The 17,798-nt window shown below is 71.7% G+C and carries 16 protein-coding genes; 10 read left to right on the top strand and 6 right to left on the bottom strand.

Translation table 11 applies throughout. The annotated features are described in order from the left end of the window. Positions 1–115: 115 nt before the first annotated feature. Positions 116–535: a hypothetical protein gene (locus tag IEZ31_RS45780; protein WP_190256442.1), complete on the top strand. Its 420-nt coding sequence runs from the start codon at positions 116–118 to the stop codon at positions 533–535. 18 nt (positions 536–553) lie between these two features. Here IEZ31_RS45780 and IEZ31_RS45775 read toward each other — a convergent pair whose 3' ends face one another. Further along, a complete protein-coding gene (locus IEZ31_RS45775) occupies positions 554–787 on the bottom strand; it encodes an MmyB family transcriptional regulator (RefSeq protein ID WP_190256441.1) in 234 nt (77 codons plus the stop codon). Positions 788–1,149: 362 nt separating this feature from the next. Here IEZ31_RS45775 and IEZ31_RS57405 point away from each other — a divergent pair, with 362 nt between their 5' ends. From IEZ31_RS57405 to IEZ31_RS45760, 3 genes are read left to right on the top strand one after another with little or no spacing between them, the layout of a single operon-like run. Next, on the top strand, positions 1,150–2,199 hold the full coding sequence (locus IEZ31_RS57405; protein ID WP_229836867.1) for a TetR/AcrR family transcriptional regulator: 1,050 nt from the start codon (positions 1,150–1,152) through the stop codon (positions 2,197–2,199). A 5-nt stretch (positions 2,200–2,204) separates the two neighbouring features. Further along, positions 2,205–3,128: an ABC transporter ATP-binding protein gene (locus IEZ31_RS45765; protein WP_190256440.1), complete on the top strand. Its 924-nt coding sequence runs from the start codon at positions 2,205–2,207 to the stop codon at positions 3,126–3,128. Then, on the top strand, positions 3,125–4,714 hold the full coding sequence (locus IEZ31_RS45760) for an ABC transporter permease (protein ID WP_190256439.1): 1,590 nt from the start codon (positions 3,125–3,127) through the stop codon (positions 4,712–4,714). Before IEZ31_RS45765 ends, IEZ31_RS45760 begins: the two co-directional genes overlap by 4 nt. 139 nt (positions 4,715–4,853) lie before the next feature. Here the strand turns inward: IEZ31_RS45760 and IEZ31_RS45755 are convergent, their stop codons facing one another. Further along, complete coding sequence (locus tag IEZ31_RS45755) at positions 4,854–6,182, bottom strand: MFS transporter (protein ID WP_190256438.1); 1,329 nt, start codon at positions 6,180–6,182, stop codon at positions 4,854–4,856. Positions 6,183–6,453: 271 nt separating this feature from the next. Here IEZ31_RS45755 and IEZ31_RS45750 point away from each other — a divergent pair, with 271 nt between their 5' ends. Then, a complete protein-coding gene (locus tag IEZ31_RS45750; RefSeq protein WP_190256437.1) occupies positions 6,454–7,488 on the top strand; it encodes a cation diffusion facilitator family transporter in 1,035 nt (344 codons plus the stop codon). A gap of 120 nt (positions 7,489–7,608) precedes the next feature. Continuing rightward, entirely contained in the window at positions 7,609–7,962 is a 354-nt protein-coding gene (locus IEZ31_RS45745; RefSeq protein ID WP_190256436.1) for an ArsR/SmtB family transcription factor, read from the top strand. Positions 7,963–8,085: 123 nt separating this feature from the next. Here the strand turns inward: IEZ31_RS45745 and IEZ31_RS45740 are convergent, their stop codons facing one another. Further along, the gene (locus IEZ31_RS45740) at positions 8,086–8,793 is read right to left on the bottom strand and encodes a TetR/AcrR family transcriptional regulator (protein WP_229836865.1); all 708 of its coding nucleotides are present in this window, start codon (positions 8,791–8,793) and stop codon (positions 8,086–8,088) included. Between the two features lie 96 nt (positions 8,794–8,889). Here IEZ31_RS45740 and IEZ31_RS45735 point away from each other — a divergent pair, with 96 nt between their 5' ends. Genes IEZ31_RS45735 through IEZ31_RS45720 form a run of 4 tightly spaced genes read left to right on the top strand, consistent with a single transcriptional unit; the run spans position 8,890 to position 14,160 of the window. Further along, complete coding sequence (locus tag IEZ31_RS45735; RefSeq protein WP_229836863.1) at positions 8,890–9,837, top strand: hydroxymethylglutaryl-CoA lyase; 948 nt, start codon at positions 8,890–8,892, stop codon at positions 9,835–9,837. Continuing rightward, on the top strand, positions 9,834–10,622 hold the full coding sequence (locus tag IEZ31_RS45730; RefSeq protein WP_190256433.1) for an enoyl-CoA hydratase-related protein: 789 nt from the start codon (positions 9,834–9,836) through the stop codon (positions 10,620–10,622). The genes IEZ31_RS45735 and IEZ31_RS45730 overlap by 4 nt, the downstream gene beginning before the upstream one ends. Further along, entirely contained in the window at positions 10,619–12,190 is a 1,572-nt protein-coding gene (locus IEZ31_RS45725; protein ID WP_190256432.1) for a carboxyl transferase domain-containing protein, read from the top strand. Before IEZ31_RS45730 ends, IEZ31_RS45725 begins: the two co-directional genes overlap by 4 nt. 5 nt (positions 12,191–12,195) lie before the next feature. Further along, the gene (locus IEZ31_RS45720) at positions 12,196–14,160 is read left to right on the top strand and encodes an acetyl/propionyl/methylcrotonyl-CoA carboxylase subunit alpha (protein ID WP_190256431.1); all 1,965 of its coding nucleotides are present in this window, start codon (positions 12,196–12,198) and stop codon (positions 14,158–14,160) included. A gap of 272 nt (positions 14,161–14,432) precedes the next feature. Here IEZ31_RS45720 and IEZ31_RS45715 read toward each other — a convergent pair whose 3' ends face one another. The 3 genes from IEZ31_RS45715 to IEZ31_RS45705 are packed head-to-tail and all read right to left on the bottom strand — an operon-like array spanning position 14,433 to position 17,793. Continuing rightward, positions 14,433–15,974: a class I adenylate-forming enzyme family protein gene (locus IEZ31_RS45715; RefSeq protein WP_190256430.1), complete on the bottom strand. Its 1,542-nt coding sequence runs from the start codon at positions 15,972–15,974 to the stop codon at positions 14,433–14,435. A 9-nt stretch (positions 15,975–15,983) separates the two neighbouring features. Continuing rightward, entirely contained in the window at positions 15,984–17,006 is a 1,023-nt protein-coding gene (locus IEZ31_RS45710; RefSeq protein ID WP_190256429.1) for a CaiB/BaiF CoA transferase family protein, read from the bottom strand. A gap of 37 nt (positions 17,007–17,043) precedes the next feature. Beyond that, complete coding sequence (locus IEZ31_RS45705) at positions 17,044–17,793, bottom strand: SDR family NAD(P)-dependent oxidoreductase (RefSeq protein ID WP_190256428.1); 750 nt, start codon at positions 17,791–17,793, stop codon at positions 17,044–17,046. Positions 17,794–17,798: the final 5 nt, after the last annotated feature.

Below are 17,798 nucleotides of genomic sequence, written 5' to 3'. Positions count from 1 at the left end.
ACTGCGGTGTACGGAGCGCGTCCGAACCGGTCCGGCGGACTTCCCGGCGCCGCGGCGCGCTGCTGAGGTGGCGGCGCGGTAACCGCCGCGATCGCAGCGCGAAGGAGAAGCCACGATGACCATCCGCACAACTTCGCCGACCACCGCCCCACACGGATCGCTAGCGCGGCGGCTCGCCACCGCCGGGGCCGCCGTCGCCCTCGCCAGCACCGGCGCCATGGTCGGCGCCAACCCTGCGGCCGCCGCGCCCGCCCGGGCCGCGGCGTGCACCTACGCCAGCTACGCGCCGAACAAGGACGGCAGCCTCGTGCGCGGCTGGGGCGAGAAGTGGGGCTGCGGCAGCACCACGAAGTGGACGATCACCGTGCAGCGCCTGCGCGGCCCGGGGTGGTGGCAGAACGAGGGGGTCAACTACCACACCGGCGACAACTGGGTCTCGGCCGCCGGCGGCTGCGTGACCGGCACGTGGCGCACCATCCTGGAGTCCAACCAGGGCCACCAGATGGTCAGCGCACACGCGCAGATCACCTGCTGAAGGGTCGGGGTGGACCGGTCACCGGTTGCAGGACCGGTGACCGGTCACCGAATGACGGGCCGGCCCTAGGCCGATGAGTGCCCGGGCGCCGAGGACGACGGACAGCGCGAGCCGGTCGGCGTGCTCGGTGCCGGGCTCGGCCGTGTAGAGGGTGATACGCAGGTCGTCCGCGGCCACGACCAGCGTGTCGCAGTCCAGCGTGATCCGGCCCACCGCCGGGTGATCGACGGTCTTGTGCTTCGACGGGCCCATCGGGACGGCGGTGCGTCGGCGTCCACAGCTCGCATACCGGGGCTGACCGCGGCGAGGCCGGCGACCAGGCGGCGTAGGGCGCGGTCGGCCGCGCCTGGTATGCCGGCCTCGCCGCCGAGCGCGACGCCTGGTGCGCCGAGCTCAGCGCGGCCGGATTCTCCGACGACGGCGACACCCGGCACGGACCGGCGCACTGGACGCACCCGGACGGCCGGACGGTCACCGACGTGACACCACCTTGACGTGGGTCGACCGGAACTTCGGCTTCGCGATCGCCGGGAGTTCGCGGGCCACGCCGAGAAGGGCAACGAAGCCGGCTCCACAACCGCCTACGGTCACGTTGAACGCGGACGTACGGCGGTGTGCAGGACACCACCGGCCTGGAATCGTGCGGTCTGCCGCAACACGCGCCGCACCCGCACCTGAACGACCACTCCCCGGCCTGCGGGGCACCAACCGCTCCCAGCTCGCTTTCGGACGGCAATCGCGGCTTTGTGTTTGCGGCCGAGTTCGGGCTCGGCGAGATCGAGCAGTGCAACCTCGGCCGCGTCCGCGGTCGCCGCGGTGTAGACCTCGTGTCACACAGAGCGATCACGGCTGCAGTTCCGCGAGGCGTATGGATTGCCGTGCGAGGAGCGTCACGGGGCATTGCGTCCGTACTATACCGGCGTATAGTCGGCTGTTGTGACGGGCAGTCTGCCACACGTCTGTATAAGGGAGGTGGGCACGTGACGCGCCCGGTTGGCGAACCATCGTTCGAAGACCTGACGGCTCGGGCGCGGATCAGGGATGCCGCCGTTCGCCTCTTCGCCGAGCGCGGCATGGACGGCACGACGGTGCGCGACATCACGCAGAACGCCGGCGTATCGCCCGGCCTGCTACGCCACCACTTCGGGTCGAAGGAGGCGTTGCGGGAGGAGTGCGACGCCTACGTGCTCGATCGGATGATGGAGATCAAGCAGGAGCTGGTCTTCGAGGGCAAGCTGGCCAACCCGGCCGTCCTGCCGTCGATCCATCCGACGATCATGTTGTACTACAAGTACGTCACCCGGGCGCTGCTCGACGGCTCGCGCAGCGCCGCGGCGATGTTCGACGACATGGTGGCGCTGACCGAGCAGTGGATCGCCAAGAACGCGCCGGAGGTCAGCGAGGACCACCGGGCCTACGCGGCGGTGATGGTCGGGATGCAGTCCGGGATGCTCGCGATGCACGACCATGTGTCCCGCGCGCTGGGCGTCGACATCTTCACCGCCGAGGGCCACCTGCGCATGGCTGAAGCGCTGGCCGATTTCTATTCCCACCCCTTGCTCGATCCCGAGTTCGTCACCAAGGCCCGCCGGGCGATGGACGCACTGCGGGCATCCAGACCGCCCACCGCCGCAGGGGCCGACCCCACGGCCGAAGGAGCATGAAGACCATGACCGATGCGATCCGCACAGACGCGCTGGTCAAGACGTTCGGACGTACCCGCGCCCTCGATGGGCTCGATCTCGCCGTGCAGACCGGGGAGGTGCACGGCTTCCTCGGGCCCAACGGCGCGGGGAAGTCCACCACCATCCGAATCCTGCTCGGGCTCCTCCACGCCGACGCCGGGGCCGTCAGGCTGCTCGGCGGGGACCCCTGGCGTGACGCCGCGCAGCTGCACCGCCGCCTCGCCTACGTGCCCGGCGACGTCACGCTGTGGCCCAACCTGACGGGCGGCGAGGTCATCGACCTGCTCGGCCGGCTCCGCGGCGGCCTCGACACCAAGCGCCGCGCCGAGCTGCTGGAGCGCTTCGACCTCGACCCGCGCAAGAAGGCCCGCACCTACTCGAAGGGCAACCGGCAGAAGGTCGCCCTCATCGCCGCCCTGGCGTCCGACGTCGAGCTGCTGTTGTTCGACGAGCCCACCTCGGGCCTCGACCCGCTGATGGAGGAGGTCTTCCGCCAGGTGGTCCGCGACGAGCAGCGCCGCGCCGGGCGGACCGTCCTGCTGTCCAGCCACATCCTCGCCGAGGTCGAGGCGCTCTGCGACCGGGTCACCATCATCCGCGACGGCCGGGCGGTCGAGACCGGCACGCTCGCCGGCATGCGCCACCTGACCCGCACCTCCATCCAGGTCGACCTCGCCGGGCCGGCGACCGGCCTGGCGACCCTGCCCGGCGTGCACGACCTGCAGACCCACAACGGCACCGTGCGCTTCGACGTCGACACCACTGCCCTCGACGCGGTGCTGCGGCAGCTCACCGCGGTCGGCATCCGGAGCCTGACCAGCCAGCCGCCGACCCTCGAAGAGCTGTTCCTGCGCCACTACGACCGGCGCACCGCCGACGCGACGCCGCGAACGGAGGTGGCCCGGTGAGCTCGCTGACCGGCACCCGCGCCCTGACCCGGCTGGCGCTGCGACTCGACCGCGTCCGGCTGACCGTCTGGGTGCTCGGGCTCGCGGTCATGCCGATGGGGACCGCCGCCAACTACCTCAAGCTCTACCCGACCCAGCAGGACCTGGACGCGGTGAGCGGCGTGCTCAGCAACCCGTCGCTCGTCGCGCTGAGCGGCCCGCTCAACGGCGTGTCGATCGGCGGTCTCACCACGTGGAAGATCGGGGTCACCGAGTTCATCCTGGTCGCCCTGATGAGCCTGCTGACGGTCGTGCGGCACACCCGGACCGAGGAGGAGACCGGCCGGCTCGAGCTCCTGCGCGCCACGGTGATCGGCCGCCACGCGCCGCTCACCGCCGCGCTGCTGACCGCCGCACTGGCCAACCTGGCCATCGCCGTGCTGGCTGCGCTCGGGCTGATGGCGACCGGGCTGCCGGTCGCCGGCTCGGTGGCGCTGGGGCTCGCGACCGGCCTGGTCGGGATCCTGTTCGCGGCGATCGCGGCGGCCGCCGCGCAGCTGACCCAGAGCGCCCGGGCGGCGAGCGGCATCGCCGCCGCCGTCCTCGGCGGCACCTACCTGCTGCGCGCCGTCGGCGACAGCGGGCCGACCTGGCTGAGCTGGCTGTCGCCGACCGGCTGGGGGCTGCACATGCGCCCGTACGCCGGGGAACGGTGGTGGGTACCTCTGCTGTTCGTCGGGTTCGCGGCCGTCTTCATCGCGGTGGGGTACGTGCTCGCCGGCCGCCGCGACGTGGGCGCCGGCCTGCTGGCGGAGCGGCTCGGGCCCGCCGAGGCGTCCCCGGGCCTGCGCACCCCGCTCGCGCTGGCCTGGCGGCTGCAGCGCGGCCTGCTCCTCGGCTGGACCATCGGGCTGGCGCTGAGCGGAGCCGTCCTGGGCGGCGCTGCCGCCGGCATCGGCGACCTGGAGTCGCCGAACCAGCAGCTGACCGACATCCTCGACCGAATGGGCGGGCGCAACGGCCTCACCGACGCGTTCCTCGCCGCGATCTTCGGGATCATCGGCATGGTCGCCGCCGCCTACACGGTGCAGGTGACCCTGCGGCTGCGTCAGGAGGAGAGCAGCGGACGGGTCGAGGCGCTGCTCGCCACGCGGGTCAGCCGGCTGCGCTGGGCGGCCAGCCACCTCGTGTTCGCGCTGCTGGGCACGGCGCTGCTGCTGGCCGTGTCGGGCCTCGCCGGCGGTCTCGCCTACGGCGCGCAGATCCACGACGTCGGCGGGCAGGTCGGGCGGGTGTTCGGCGCCGCGATGGTGCAACTGCCGGCCACCTGGGTCCTGTCCGGGTTCGGCGTCGCACTGATCGGCCTGGCGCCGCGGCTCAGCACCCTGGCCTGGGCCGCGCTCATCCTGTCCGTCCTGCTCGTCGAGCTCGGCGCCCTGTTCGGGCTGAGCCAGCGGATCGTCGACATCGCCCCGTTTGCGCACGTGCCGAAGCTGCCCGGCTCCGCGTTCGCCGTGACGCCGATGCTGTGGCTCACCGTGGTCGCGGTCGCGCTGGGCGCGGCCGGGCTCGCGGGCCTGCGCCGCAGGGACATGCCGGTGGCGTGAACACAGCACGGCCCGGGCCGCGGCGCGGCTCGGGCCGTGCATAACGTCCGTCCGCGGCGAGAACCCACCGGAGTTCTCTCAGCACGCCGGCCACCCCGGGGGCCGGGCTGAACGGTGGAGTCACCCGAGCTGCGCGGGTTCAGGTTCCTGACGCGTCGGCCACGGCGTCCCAGGTGCCCGGCGCACGCCACCGCCGCGCCCCGTAGGCGGCGGCCGTGGCGAGCAGGGCCACCGCCACGACGAGCAGCACGACCGGCGAGCGGCCGGTGTCCGGCAGCGCGAACGCGGCGACGAACATGCCCAGGACGTACGCCAGGTTGAACGTCGTGTCGCTCACGCTGAAGACCCGGCCGCGGTAGCCGTCGTCGCACTCCCGCTGGATGAACGTGTCCGTGACGATCTTGATGCTCTGCGCGGTGATGTTGAGCACGAAGACCACGACGAGCAGCAGGTCCGCCCGGAACGGCAGACCGAAGCCGGCGAGGACGACGGCGGAGGCGGCCAGCGCCGCGGTGATCCACCGCCGCCCGCCGATCCGGCGGGTCAGCAGCGGCGTCAGCACCGCCCCGGCGATCACGCCCAGGGCGCCGGCGACGAACACGCCGGCGAGCGCGGCCACGGAACCCTCGATGTCGTCGTCGCCGGTGAAGTAGTTGCGGTGCAACAGCAGCAGGGCAAGCGTCAGCACGCCGAACAGCACCCGGAACGCCGTCTGGACAGCCAGGGCGAGCGCCGCGTCCTGGCGGCGGGCGAGGTGGCGCACGCCGCCACCCAGGTCCTGGACGACCCCGACGAGCCTGACCCACGGCGGTCGCCGCCGCCGGGGGACCTCGTCGGGGCCGAGGTCACCGGCGCCGAACCGGCGCACCGCCAGGGCTGCCGAGACCAGGTAGCCCACGGGCGCGAGGGCGGCGACGGCCGCGTACCCGTGGTAGCCGATCGACACGGCCGTCTGCAGCGCCAGCAGGGCGCAGCCGATGCCGGCCGACGAGGCCAGCGAACCGAGGGTGCCGGACACCGCGTTGGCGGTCACCAGCCGCGCACCGGCGACCACGTGCGGCGTGGCGGCCGAGACCGCCGACAGGAAGAGCCGGTTCAGCCCGATCGCGACCAGGACGACGATCATGAACAGGACGCCCTGCGACGCGGCGGCAATCAGCAGCGCGGCCACGCCCACCAGCACGATCCGGGCGAGGTTCGCCGCGACGAGCACCCGGCGGCGGGACCAGGCGTCGAGCAGCACCCCGGCGAACGGGCCGAGCAGGGAGTACGGCAGCAGCAGCACGGCGGTGCCGACCGCGACGGCGACGGCGGTGGTCTGCCGCTCCGGGTTGAACAACACGCTGCCGGCCAGCGCGGCCTGGAACATCCCGTCACCGAACTGGCTCGTGATCCGCACGCCGAGCAGCCGGCGGAACCCCCGCTCGGCCAGCGTCGAAGGGAGCGGGTGCCCGTCACTGCTTGTCATCGCGCTCCCAGCGTAGCGTCCCCCTGCGGCGTCTCCTTGCACCGCCGCGGGTGGCCGCACGGGTGGCTCCCGTCGACGGTCGGTGCCCTGACGCGTCGATGCTTCCTGCCCGCCCGGACCCTGCATCCGGTGCAGGTGCACGTCCGGCAGGACGACGTCGGCCTACAGCAGCGTCGCGACGCCGGCGGCGATGCCTCGCGGATCCTGCAGATGCCGCACGCTGGCAGTTGCACGATTGTCGCGTGCGTACATGAGCACATATCATCGGCACATGGCGCAGCATCACGACCACGGCGCGGGACACGACCACGGGCACGCCCATCCTTCGAGCCGGTGGCAGGCGATCCGGCACCGCGTCGGGCACCTGCTGACCCCGCACTCGCACGACGCCGCCGACAAGGTCGACTCGGCGATGGAGTCCTCGAAGCAGGGCATGCGGGCGCTGTGGATCTCGCTGGCCGTGCTCGGCGCGACGGCGGCCCTGCAGGTCGTCGTCGTGCTGCTGTCGGGGTCGGTGGCGCTGCTCGGTGACACGCTGCACAACGTCGCCGACGCACTGACCGCCGTCCCGCTGGGCGTGGCGTTCGTCCTCGGCCGCCGGGCAGCCAACCGGCGGTACACCTATGGCTACGGCCGCGCCGAGGACCTCGCCGGGATCGTCATCGTGCTCACCATCGCCGGGTCCGCCGCCTTCGCCGCCTACGAGGCGATCGACCGGCTGCTGCACCCGGCCACCGTCACCCACCTGCCCTGGGTCGCCGCGGCCGGCGTGATCGGCTTCGTCGGCAACGAACTCGTCGCGCGGTACCGCATCGTCGTCGGCCGCCGGATCGGCTCCGCGGCGCTCGTCGCCGACGGCCTCCACGCGCGCACCGACGGGTTCACGTCCCTGGCCGTGCTGCTCGGCGCGGGCGGTGTGGCGCTGGGCTGGCGGTGGGCCGACCCGGTCGTCGGCCTGGCCATCACCGCCGCGATCCTGTTCGTCCTCAAGGACGCCGCCCGCGAGGTGTACCGCCGGCTCATGGACTCCGTCGATCCCGCGCTCGTCGACACGGCGGAGCAGACCCTCGCCGGCACGCCCGGGGTGCGCGGCGTCGCCGCACTGCGGATGCGCTGGATCGGCCACCGCCTGCGCGCCGAGACCGACCTGGTGGTCGCCGGCACGCTCACGGTCGTGGAGGCGCACGCCGTGGCCGTCGAGGCCGAGCACCGCCTGCTGCACGCCGTGCCCAGGCTCGCCGCCGCGACCATCCACACCGATCCCGACCTCGCCGAGACCCACGCCGCGGTCGCCCACCATCGATGACGGGCCGCCGGGCGATCCTGCCCGCCGGCTGGGCCGCCGGTCGTGCGGCCGGGGACGACCGGCGGCGGGTGGGCGGGCTCGTCGAGCCGATGCGCACCGGCCGCGGTACCGTATGTGCTCATGTATGCACGTGACGCATCCGAGACGGCCGGCGCCCGGGACGCGCCGACCGAGACGCAGGTCGACGCCGCCGTGACCGCCCTGCGGATGCTCGCGGACCCGACCCGGCTGCGGCTGCTGTGGTTGCTCCGCGAGGGCGAGCACGATGTCACGACGCTGACGGCCGCCGTCGGGGCCGCCCGGCCGGCGGTCTCCCAGCACCTGGCCAAGCTCCTGCTGGCCGGGCTGGTCAGTGCCCGCCGGGAAGGTCGCCGGGTGCTCTACCGGGCGCGTGGCGGTCACGTCCGCCGGCTGGTGGCCGAGGTCCTGTACGCGGCCGACCATCACCTGACCGGCGCGCCCGAGCACGACTGACGCCGTCAGCGCCGGGTCCGCCGGTCGTTCGACGAGATGCCACGAGGCGTACGCGACGAGGACGGTGATCGCGGGGCTGAGGGCCGTGTCGGCGGCGTGGCCCCAGGCGTTCTGTGCGGACTGCTAGGCGCTCCGGCCCCGCGGTCGTGCGGCCTCCGTCTCGGCGGGAATCCGGCCGGGCGCATGCCGCACGACCGCTACGGCCTTCGCGATGCGCTCTTCCAGGCCGCGGTCGTCGACCGATGGATGGGTGAGGCCGCCGAGGATGTCGCGGGCGAACCGCGAGGCGATCTCCTCGACCGACTGCGGCCCCTCCGGCCGGTACCAGGTCCAGGCGTAGTTGCACATGCCGAAGATCTGCAGCGCGGACATCCGCGGATCCGTGGTGTGCAGAACCCCCTGCTCGGCACCCTCGCGCAGGATGCCGACCAGGATCTCGGTGTAGGCGGCCCGCTGCGTGCGGACGTAGTTGTTCAGCTCACCCTCGAAGTACCGGACCAGCTCACGCAGGCACGCGAGGCTCGCGGCGCGATCGTCGCGGTGCGCCGCGAGCAACGCGTAGATCATCGCGACCAACCGGCTGACCGGATCGCCGAGCTCGGCGCGGATGAACTCCGCCTCCGCGAACCGGCGCCCGAAATACGCCACGTGCAGCTCACCCAGCAGCGCTTCCTTGCTGCGAAAGTGGTGGACGATCGTGCCCTTGCTCAGGCCCAGCTCGGCCGCGACGTCTCCCAGGCTGGTGTCGGCGTACCCACGTGCGGCGACATGCTCGGCGAACACCTGCAAGATCGCGTCGCGCGAGCTCGCGCGGGGGCGTCGTCCGGTCACTTGGCCACTATAAAGGGCATCCCTCTTGCTGACCGTACGAGCGGTCAGTTACGTTCTTCCCATCTGCCTCCCGCCGACGCCGAGGAGAGAAACGACGTGTCGCCACACCCGGACTACGGCGTGACCCCGCTCGAGGGGTTGCCGTCCCGCGTCACGATCTGCGAGGTCGGGCCGCGCGACGGCCTGCAGAACGAGTCCGCGGTCCTGCCGGTCGAGGTCAAGGCCGAGTTCGTCGAGCGTCTCGTCGACGCGGGCCACACCGTGGTCGAGACGACCAGCTTCGTCCACCCGAAGTGGGTGCCCCAGCTGGCCGACGCCGCGCAGCTGCTCGAACGCCTCGCCACCGTCGACGGCGTCCGCTACCCGGTCCTCGTGCCGAACGAACGCGGGCTGGACCGGGCGCTGGCCCTCGGAGTGCGGGACATCGCGATCTTCGGCAGCGCCACCGAGTCCTTCGCCCGCCGCAACCTCAACCGCACCGTGGACGAGTCACTGGAGATGTTCGCGCCGGTCGTCGACCGGGCCCGCGGCGCCGGCCTCGGCGTGCGCGGCTATCTGTCGATGGCGTTCGGTGACCCGTGGGAGCGCGAAGTGCCGCTGGCCCGTGTGGTCGACGTCGCCGACCGCCTGATGGCCCTTGGCCTCACCGAGCTCAGCCTCGGCGACACCATCGGCGTCGCGACTCCGGGCCGCGTCGTGGCGCTGCTCGACGCCCTGGTCGACCGCGGTATCCCGATAAACCGGATCGCGGTGCACTTCCACGACACCTACGGGCAGGCGCTGGCCAACACGCTCGCCGCGCTGCGCCGGGGCGTCACCACGGTGGACGCCTCCGCCGGCGGGCTCGGTGGTTGCCCGTACGCCGAGAGCGCTACCGGCAACCTGGCGACCGAGGACCTGCTGTGGCAGCTCCATGGCCTCGGCATCGACACCGGCGTCGACCTCGGCAAGCTCGTCGAGACGAGCGTGTGGATGGCACAGCAACTCGGCCGCCCCAGCCCGTCGCGCACCGTGACCGCACTCACCCCCGGAGCCTCGGCATGACCGGCGCGCTCGTCCACCGCGAGACCGTCGACGGCGTCGCCACGATCACGCTCGACTCCCCCGCCAACCGCAACGCGCTCTCCGCTCAGCTGCGGCGCGAACTGACCGGCCACCTCGAGGCCGCGATCGACGACGACACCGTGCGCGTCCTCGTGCTGACCCACACCGGCCCCGTCTTCTGCGCCGGCATGGACCTCAAGGAGTCGCAGGGCGCCGGCGCGGACCAGCAGGGCGTCAACGAGCTGCCGCACATCCTGGAGACGATCTGGCATTCACCGAAGCCCGTCGTCGCGAGGCTCGCCGGCCCGGCGCGCGCGGGCGGCGTCGGCCTCGTCGCCGCCTGCGACTTGCGGCTCGCGGCCGATACGTGCACGTTCGCGTTCACCGAGGTCCGGCTCGGCGTCGTACCGGCGATCATCTCGGTCACCGTCCTGCGGGGAGTGCTCCCGCACGCCGCTGCCGAGCTCTTTCTCACCGGGGAGACATTCGACGCCGCCCACGCCGCGGCGATCGGTCTGCTCACCCGGGCCGTCCCGGGCGAAGCGCTGGACGCCGAGGTGGCGCGCTACCTCGGCATGCTGACGCTCGGCGGCCCCAGCGCGCTGGCCGGCACCAAAGCGCTCCTTCGACGTCCCCGGCCGACGTCGCTGGCCGACGACTTCGCCGCGATGAACGCCATGTCCGCGGCCTACTTCGCCGCCGACGAGGGGCAGGAAGGCATCCGGGCCTTCCGGGAGAAACGCCGGCCTTCCTGGGCCGTCTCGACGGGATGCGGATCGCGATGACGACGGGTACTCGGGCGCTTCGCACCAAGGTCGATCCGGGCAGCGAGCGCTTCGCCGCCAACGCGGACGCCCACCGTGCGCTGGTCGCGGATCTGCACGCGACGCTGGCCACCGCGCGGCTCGGCGGTCCGGAGAAGTCCCGGGCCCGCCACGTCGAACGAGGCAAGCTGCTGCCCCGCGACCGCGTCGACACGCTCGTCGACCCCTCGTCGCCGTTCCTCGAGCTCTCGCCGCTGGCGGCGAACGGTCTCTATGACGATCAGGCCCCCGCCGCCGGAATCATCACCGGCATCGGACGCGTCGCCGGCCGGGAATGCGTCATCGTCGCCAACGACGCCACGGTCAAGGGCGGCACCTACTTCCCGATGACGGTCAAGAAGCACCTGCGCGCCCAAGAGGTCGCGCTCCACAACCGGCTGCCGTGCATCTACCTCGTCGACTCCGGCGGGGCGTTCCTGCCGAAGCAGGACGAGGTCTTTCCCGACCGGGATCATTTCGGACGGATCTTCTACAATCAGGCGCAGCTGTCCGGTCGCGGCATTCCGCAGATTGCCGCGGTGCTGGGTTCCTGCACCGCCGGCGGCGCCTACGTACCCGCGATGTCGGACGAAGCCGTGATCGTCCGTAACCAGGGCACGATCTTCCTCGGCGGCCCGCCGCTGGTGAAAGCCGCGACCGGGGAGGTCGTCACCGCCGAGGAGCTCGGCGGCGGCGACCTGCACGCGCGAACGTCCGGGGTGGTCGACCACCTCGCCGAGAACGACGCCGACGCGCTGCGCATCGTCCGGTCGATCGTGTCGACGTTCGGCCCGCGTGCCCCGTCGCCGTGGGACCGGATCCCGACCGAGGAGCCCGCCGTCGACCCCGCCGGGCTCTACGGCGCGGTCCCGACCGACCCCCGCGTCCCCTACGACGTCCGGGAAGTCATCGCCCGGATCGCCGACGGATCCCGCTTCGCCGAGTTCAAACCGGACTACGGCTCCACGCTCGTCACCGGATTCGCGCACATCCACGGCCACCCAGTCGGGATCGTCGCGAACAACGGCGTGCTGTTCTCCGAGTCCGCGATGAAAGGGGCGCATTTCATCGAGCTGTGCGACCAGCGCGGCATCCCGCTGGTGTTCCTGCAGAACATCACCGGGTTCATGGTCGGCCGGGAGTACGAGGCCGGGGGCATCGCCAAGCACGGCGCGAAGATGGTCACGGCCGTGGCCACGACCCGGGTTCCGAAACTGACCGTCGTGATCGGCGGCTCGTTCGGCGCCGGGAACTACGCGATGTGCGGCCGGGCCTACTCGCCCCGGTTCCTGTTCATGTGGCCCAACGCCCGCATCTCGGTGATGGGTGGTGAACAGGCCGCTACGGTGCTCAGCACCGTGGGAACAGCGGAACCGGACACGATCCGCGCCCAGTACGAGACCCAGGGTCACCCCTACTACTCCACGGCCCGGCTCTGGGACGACGGCGTCATCGACCCCGCCGACACCCGCACCGTGCTGGGTCTCTCCCTGTCGATCGCCGCCAACGCCCCGTTGGCCGACCCCGCCTTCGGCGTCTTCCGGATGTGAGTCTGATGTTCTCGACAGTCCTGGTCGCCAACCGCGGAGAGATCGCCGCACGCGTGCTGCGCACGCTGCGACGGCTCGGTATCCGCTCGGTCGCGGTCTATTCCGACGCCGACGCCGACGCCCCGCACGTCGCCGCCGCCGACGTCGCCGTCCGCGTCGGGCCCGCCCCCGCCGCAGAGTCCTATCTATCGATCGAGAACATCGTCGCCGCGGCCCGGGCCACCGGCGCCGAGGCCGTGCATCCCGGCTACGGGTTCCTCTCCGAGAACACCGACTTCGCGGCCGCGTGCGAGAACGCGGGCCTGGTCTTCATCGGCCCGCCCGCCTCGGCCATCGAGGCCATGGGCGACAAGATCCGCGCCAAGCAGACCGTGTCCAAAGCCGGAGTGCCCGTCGTGCCCGGCTCCGACGGCGTCGGCCTGACCGACGACGAACTGGTCCGGGCGGTCTCGGACATCGGCTACCCGGTGCTGCTCAAACCCTCCGCCGGCGGCGGCGGCAAGGGCATGCGCGAAGTGCACCCAGCCGATGACTTGCGTGCGGCGATCGCCGGCGCCCGCCGCGAAGCGCGCAGCTCGTTCGGTGACGACACGCTGCTCGTCGAACGGCTGATCCCCACCCCGCGGCACATCGAGATCCAGATCCTCGCCGATCAGCACGGCAACGTCGTTCACCTGGGCGAACGGGAATGTTCCCTGCAGCGCCGCCACCAGAAGATCGTCGAGGAAGCCCCGTCCCCGCTGCTCACCGAGCAGCAGCGGGCGGCCATGGGCGCCGCCGCCTGCGACGCCGCCCGCGCCTGCGGTTACGTCGGCGCCGGCACCGTCGAGTTCATCGTCGCCGGAGACCGCCCCGACGACTGGTTCTTCATGGAGATGAACACCCGCCTGCAGGTCGAGCACCCGGTCACCGAGGAGGTCTACGGCGTCGACCTCGTCGAACTCCAGCTCCGCGTCGCCGCGGGCGACGAAGCTCCCTGGCCGGCCGAGCTCCGTCCACACGGCCATGCCGTCGAGGTCCGCGTCTACGCCGAAGACCCCGCGTCCGGTTTCCTGCCCACCGGCGGTCGCGTCCTCGCGTGGCGGCAACCCGCCGGCGTGCGCGTCGACTCCGGCATCGCCGAGGGCGGTCTCGTCGGCTCCGACTACGACCCGATGCTCGTCAAGGTCATCGCGCACGGCGCCGACCGCGCCGAGGCGCTCCGCCGACTCGACGCCGCCCTCGCCGACACCGTTCTCCTCGGGCTCGGGACGAACATCGGTTTCCTTCGCGCGCTGCTGGCCGACCCGGACGTTCGCGCGGGCAACCTCGACACCGGTCTCGTCGGCCGCCGCCTCGACGCACTCACGGCCTCGGACCTTCCCGACGACGTCGTCGGCCTCGCGACCGGGCTCGCCCTCCTCGACCTGGAGCCGGCATCGGAGCCGCTCGCGGATCCGTTCGACATCCCGGGCGGCTGGCGCCTCGGCGACCGCGCGTGGACCACCCGCCGCCTCACCACCGGCGGCAACACCTTCGTCGAGGTGCGCTACCGCGGCCGCGCGGCCGACGCGGAGATCAGCATCGACGGCGGCGATCCCGTGCGGATCAGCACTCGTCGCGACGGACGGCACCAGCACAACGGCGTGACCCGCAGCTATGCGGTCGCGCGGGACGCGGACGGCCTTGTGTGGATCGGACGCGACGGCCGCACCTGGGCCCTCCGCGATCACGAGGCCCTCGACACCGTCGGTGGCCACTCCTCAGGGGCCGGCGGTCCGGTGCTCTCTCCGATGCCCGGCACGGTGACCGTCGTCGCCGTCAGCGAGGGGGAAGCCGTCACCGCCGGGCAGACGCTCGCTGTCGTGGAAGCCATGAAGATGGAGCACGTCCTCACCGCTCCGATCGACGGCACAGTGAGCGAGCTGCGCGCACGGGTCGGCGTCAACGTCGCCAAGGACGCGGTCCTCATGATCATCGAGGGGAGCTGACGGGCGATCGCTGGTCGCGGGCCGGCTTATCGGAGTCCGCAGGCGCGGTGACGTGCCGCGGGAGGATGCTGCCTCCTGTGCGAGCGCGCCTGCTGTCGCCGTTGTTGCGTCCGCCGCGGGAGCCGCCGCCGGACGCTGCAGCCCGACAACGCGATCCGGCCCGGCGACAACACCCCCAGATCATGCGCACAGGGGGCAGCGTCATACCGGGCCGGACGACCGAGGAGTCCCCCGGCTGGGACGATCAAAGGGCGTAACCCACCGGGATTTCGTCAGCTGCCCGCGACCCGCTGCGATTTGTCCGCCCAGTAGGGCTCCCGAAGCACCCGGCGCAAGATCTTGCCCGCGGCGTTCTTGGGCAGCGGGTCGGTGGAGATGACGACCAGCGCGGGCTTCTTGTACGAGCCGACCTTCGTCCGGCACAGCTCGACGATGTCTTCCTCGGTGACGTTGACCGGATTCTTGACGGTGCAGACGGCAGCCGGTGCCTCGCCCCACTTCTCGTGCGGCACGGCGAACACCGCGACCTCGACAACCTCGGGATGGCTCGCGATCGCGTTCTCGAGCTCGGCGGGGTAGATGTTGAAGCCACCCGAGATGATCATGTCGCTGGCCCGGTCGAGCAGGTACAGGTAGCCGTTCGCGTCGATGCGGCCGATGTCGCCGGTGTGCACCCAGCCGTCCTTGATCTTCTCGGCTGTGGCCTCGGGGTCGTTCCAGTAGCCCGAGAGCTGACCGTCGACCTTGGCGACGATCTCGCCCTCCGCTCCCGGCTCGACGACCTCGCCTGTCTCGCGGTCCACGATCCGCACCATCGCGAACGGGTACGGGCGGCCGGCCGAGCGCAGCGGTTGGGAGCCGGGCACCTGCGAGAACCACTCCTGAGGCGTGATCGAGGTGATCGGGTAGCACTCGGTCTGGCCGTATCCGCTGTAGAGTACGTCGCCGAAGACCTCGCGCCCGGCCAGTGCCGTCGCCTCGCTGACCGGTGCGCCGGCCACCAGAAATCCTTTGATCGATGACCAGTCACGCCCCCTGGCGGATTCCTCGCGCGACAACATCCCGAGCAGGGTCGGCACGCACCACATGTAGGCGACCCGTTCACGCTCCATGACGTCGAGCGTATGCTTCGGGTCGATCTTGTTGATCATGTAGTTGCGCCCGCCACCGATCCACGTTGGGGTGAAGAAGTACCCCGAGCCGTGTGAGATCGGCGAAGCACACACGTTGGTGTCACCCACTTGGACGGGCGGGAACTGGTACATCCAGTCGCGGCAGTAGGCCAGCCATTTCCAGTGGGTGTACGCGACGCCCTTGGACCGGCCGGTCGTACCCGCGGTGTAGCGGATGATGTAGTTGTCGTCGGACGACACCCGAGGTGCCGGGTCGTCGGTACCGGCCCGGGCGAGCAGGCCCTCGTAACTGTCGTCGCGCACCAGCACCGACCGGACGCCGGGCAACCTGGCGACGTCCTCGGGAAGCTCATTGGCGTAGTTCTCGGCGACCACCACGGCTTTGCATCCGGCGTTGGTGATCATGTGCACGTGGGCCGCTGTCGAGTTGCGGGCATACAGCGGGACGCGTACGAAGTTCCCGGCGGTGCAGGCCAGGTAGAAGTCCGCGGCGCCGAGCGAGTTGTCCTCCAGGACGGCCACCCGGTCACCCGGTTCGACGCCCGACTCACGCAGGACGTTGGCCAGGCGGAGCCCGCGCTCCCATGCCTCGGCGAAGGTGAAGCGGGCCTGATCGGTGACGATGGCCTCGCGGTCGGGCCATGTCCGTACCGCGCGCAGGAACAGGTTTCGAACGTCCACCGGCGGCTCCTATTCTTGTCTGGATACGATCTCTCGGTACCTGGCGCCGTGTTCGTCGACCGCGGGCACCGCACCGGGACGTGCCGGCAGCCGGCCGGCCAGCCGCTCGGCCGTTCCGGGCTCCCGGGCGAAACTCCAACAGGTGTCCACTCCGGACAGTCGGTCGGCGATTTCCGCCGCGGTCAGCTCACGGACCGCCTCGGTCAGGTGTGCGGTGAGTTCGTCGTGCCGCTCGCGACGCTCCTCGTAGGTGAGGGCGGCCCATTCGGGACGGCCCATCACCGTGATCACGTTCTCCCAGAAGGCCTGCTCCATCGGTGCGACCCCGAGAACCAGGCGCTCGCCATCCTTGGTTGGGTACTCCGCGTAGTGAGGTGTGTGGAGAATCTGAGCGAACTGCCGCCAGTCCCGGCCGCCGAGCGCGCCCACCCAGTCCGCCAGCGTGCCGGTGATCGACACCTCGACGTGCCGGCCCCGGCGGGTCCGGGCGGCACGGGTGAGTTCGGCCAGGATCCGGGCCACCGCAGCACTCGCACCGGCCAGGTCACCGACCGGCATGCCGTCCGGCCGGAGCATGTCGAGCGCACCGCTCGCCGCCGTGTAGTTGATGTCGTGCCCGGCCCGCCCCGCCATCGGCCCGGTCGACCCGTAACCGGTGATCGAGCAGTAGACCACCGCGGGGTTGCGTGCGCTGACGTCCTCGTACCCGACGCCCAGCCGCTGCGCGACGCCCGGGCGCCATCCCTCGACCACGATGTCGGCGCCGGCGAGCAGGCGCAGCGCGAACCGGCGGTCGCTCGGGTCCTTCAGGTTCACCTCGACGCTCTCCTTGCCCTGGGCCAGGAACGCGTGGCTGGCTGGTGCGCCGTAGCGCAGGGAGTCGCCGCCGGGCGGCTCCAGGTGCACGACGGTGGCGCCGAGGCGCCGCAGCACCTGGGTCGCGTACGGGCCGGGAAGGGTCACGCTGAGGTCGACCACGTGGACTCCCGCCAGCGGCGAGTCCGCGTCATCCTGGCTCTGGGGTGGCTTCACATCGATCTCCGGTAGATGTTGGTCGTCGGGTCGGCCGTCACTCCGCCGTCATGCCGCCGTCCACCGTCAACATCGTTCCGTTGACATAGCCGGCGTCATCCGACAGCAGGAAGCAGACCGCGCTCGCGATCTCGGACGGGTCTGCCACCCGGTCGAGCAGCACCTGCGAGCCGACGCTGCGCAGGGCTTCCGCCTCGGTGGCGGCCGCGGCCAGGTAGTGCGGCCGCGTCATGCCGGTCAGGGTCGGCCCGGGCGAGACGCAGTTGACCCGGACCGCGGGTGCAAGCTCGAGGGCGAAATGCCGGGACATCGGGAGGATCGCACCCTTGGTCGCCGCGTACAGGCTCCGGTTGGCTCGCGCCACGTCGGCCACGACCGACGACGTGTTGACGATCGCGCCCGAGCCCTGGCTCTTCATCACCCGGCCGACCGCCTTGCACATGAGATACGTGCCGACCACATTGACTGACAGCTGCCGCTGGAGGTCGGCGAGCGGTGCCGTCATCGCCTCACCGGCGATCAGAATCGCCGCGCCGTTGTACAGTGCGTCGATCCGGCCGAACCGCTTCACGGCCGCAGCGACGACGCCGGCGACGTCGTCCTCGCTGGACACGTCGGCCGGCTCCGCCGCGGCATCACCGATCTCAGCCGCCACCTTGCCGACGCCTTCGGCGTTGCGGTCCACCAGGACGACGTGCCCGCCTTCGGACGCGAACCGGCGCGCCACGGCGGCGCCGATCCCTGACGCAGCCCCGGTGCAGAGCAGAACCTTGTCCTGAAATCGCATCGTCG

Source organism: Dactylosporangium sucinum, from assembly GCF_014647515.1.
Lineage (GTDB): Bacteria > Actinomycetota > Actinomycetes > Mycobacteriales > Micromonosporaceae > Dactylosporangium > Dactylosporangium sucinum.
This window is presented reverse-complemented; position numbering and strand designations above follow the sequence as displayed.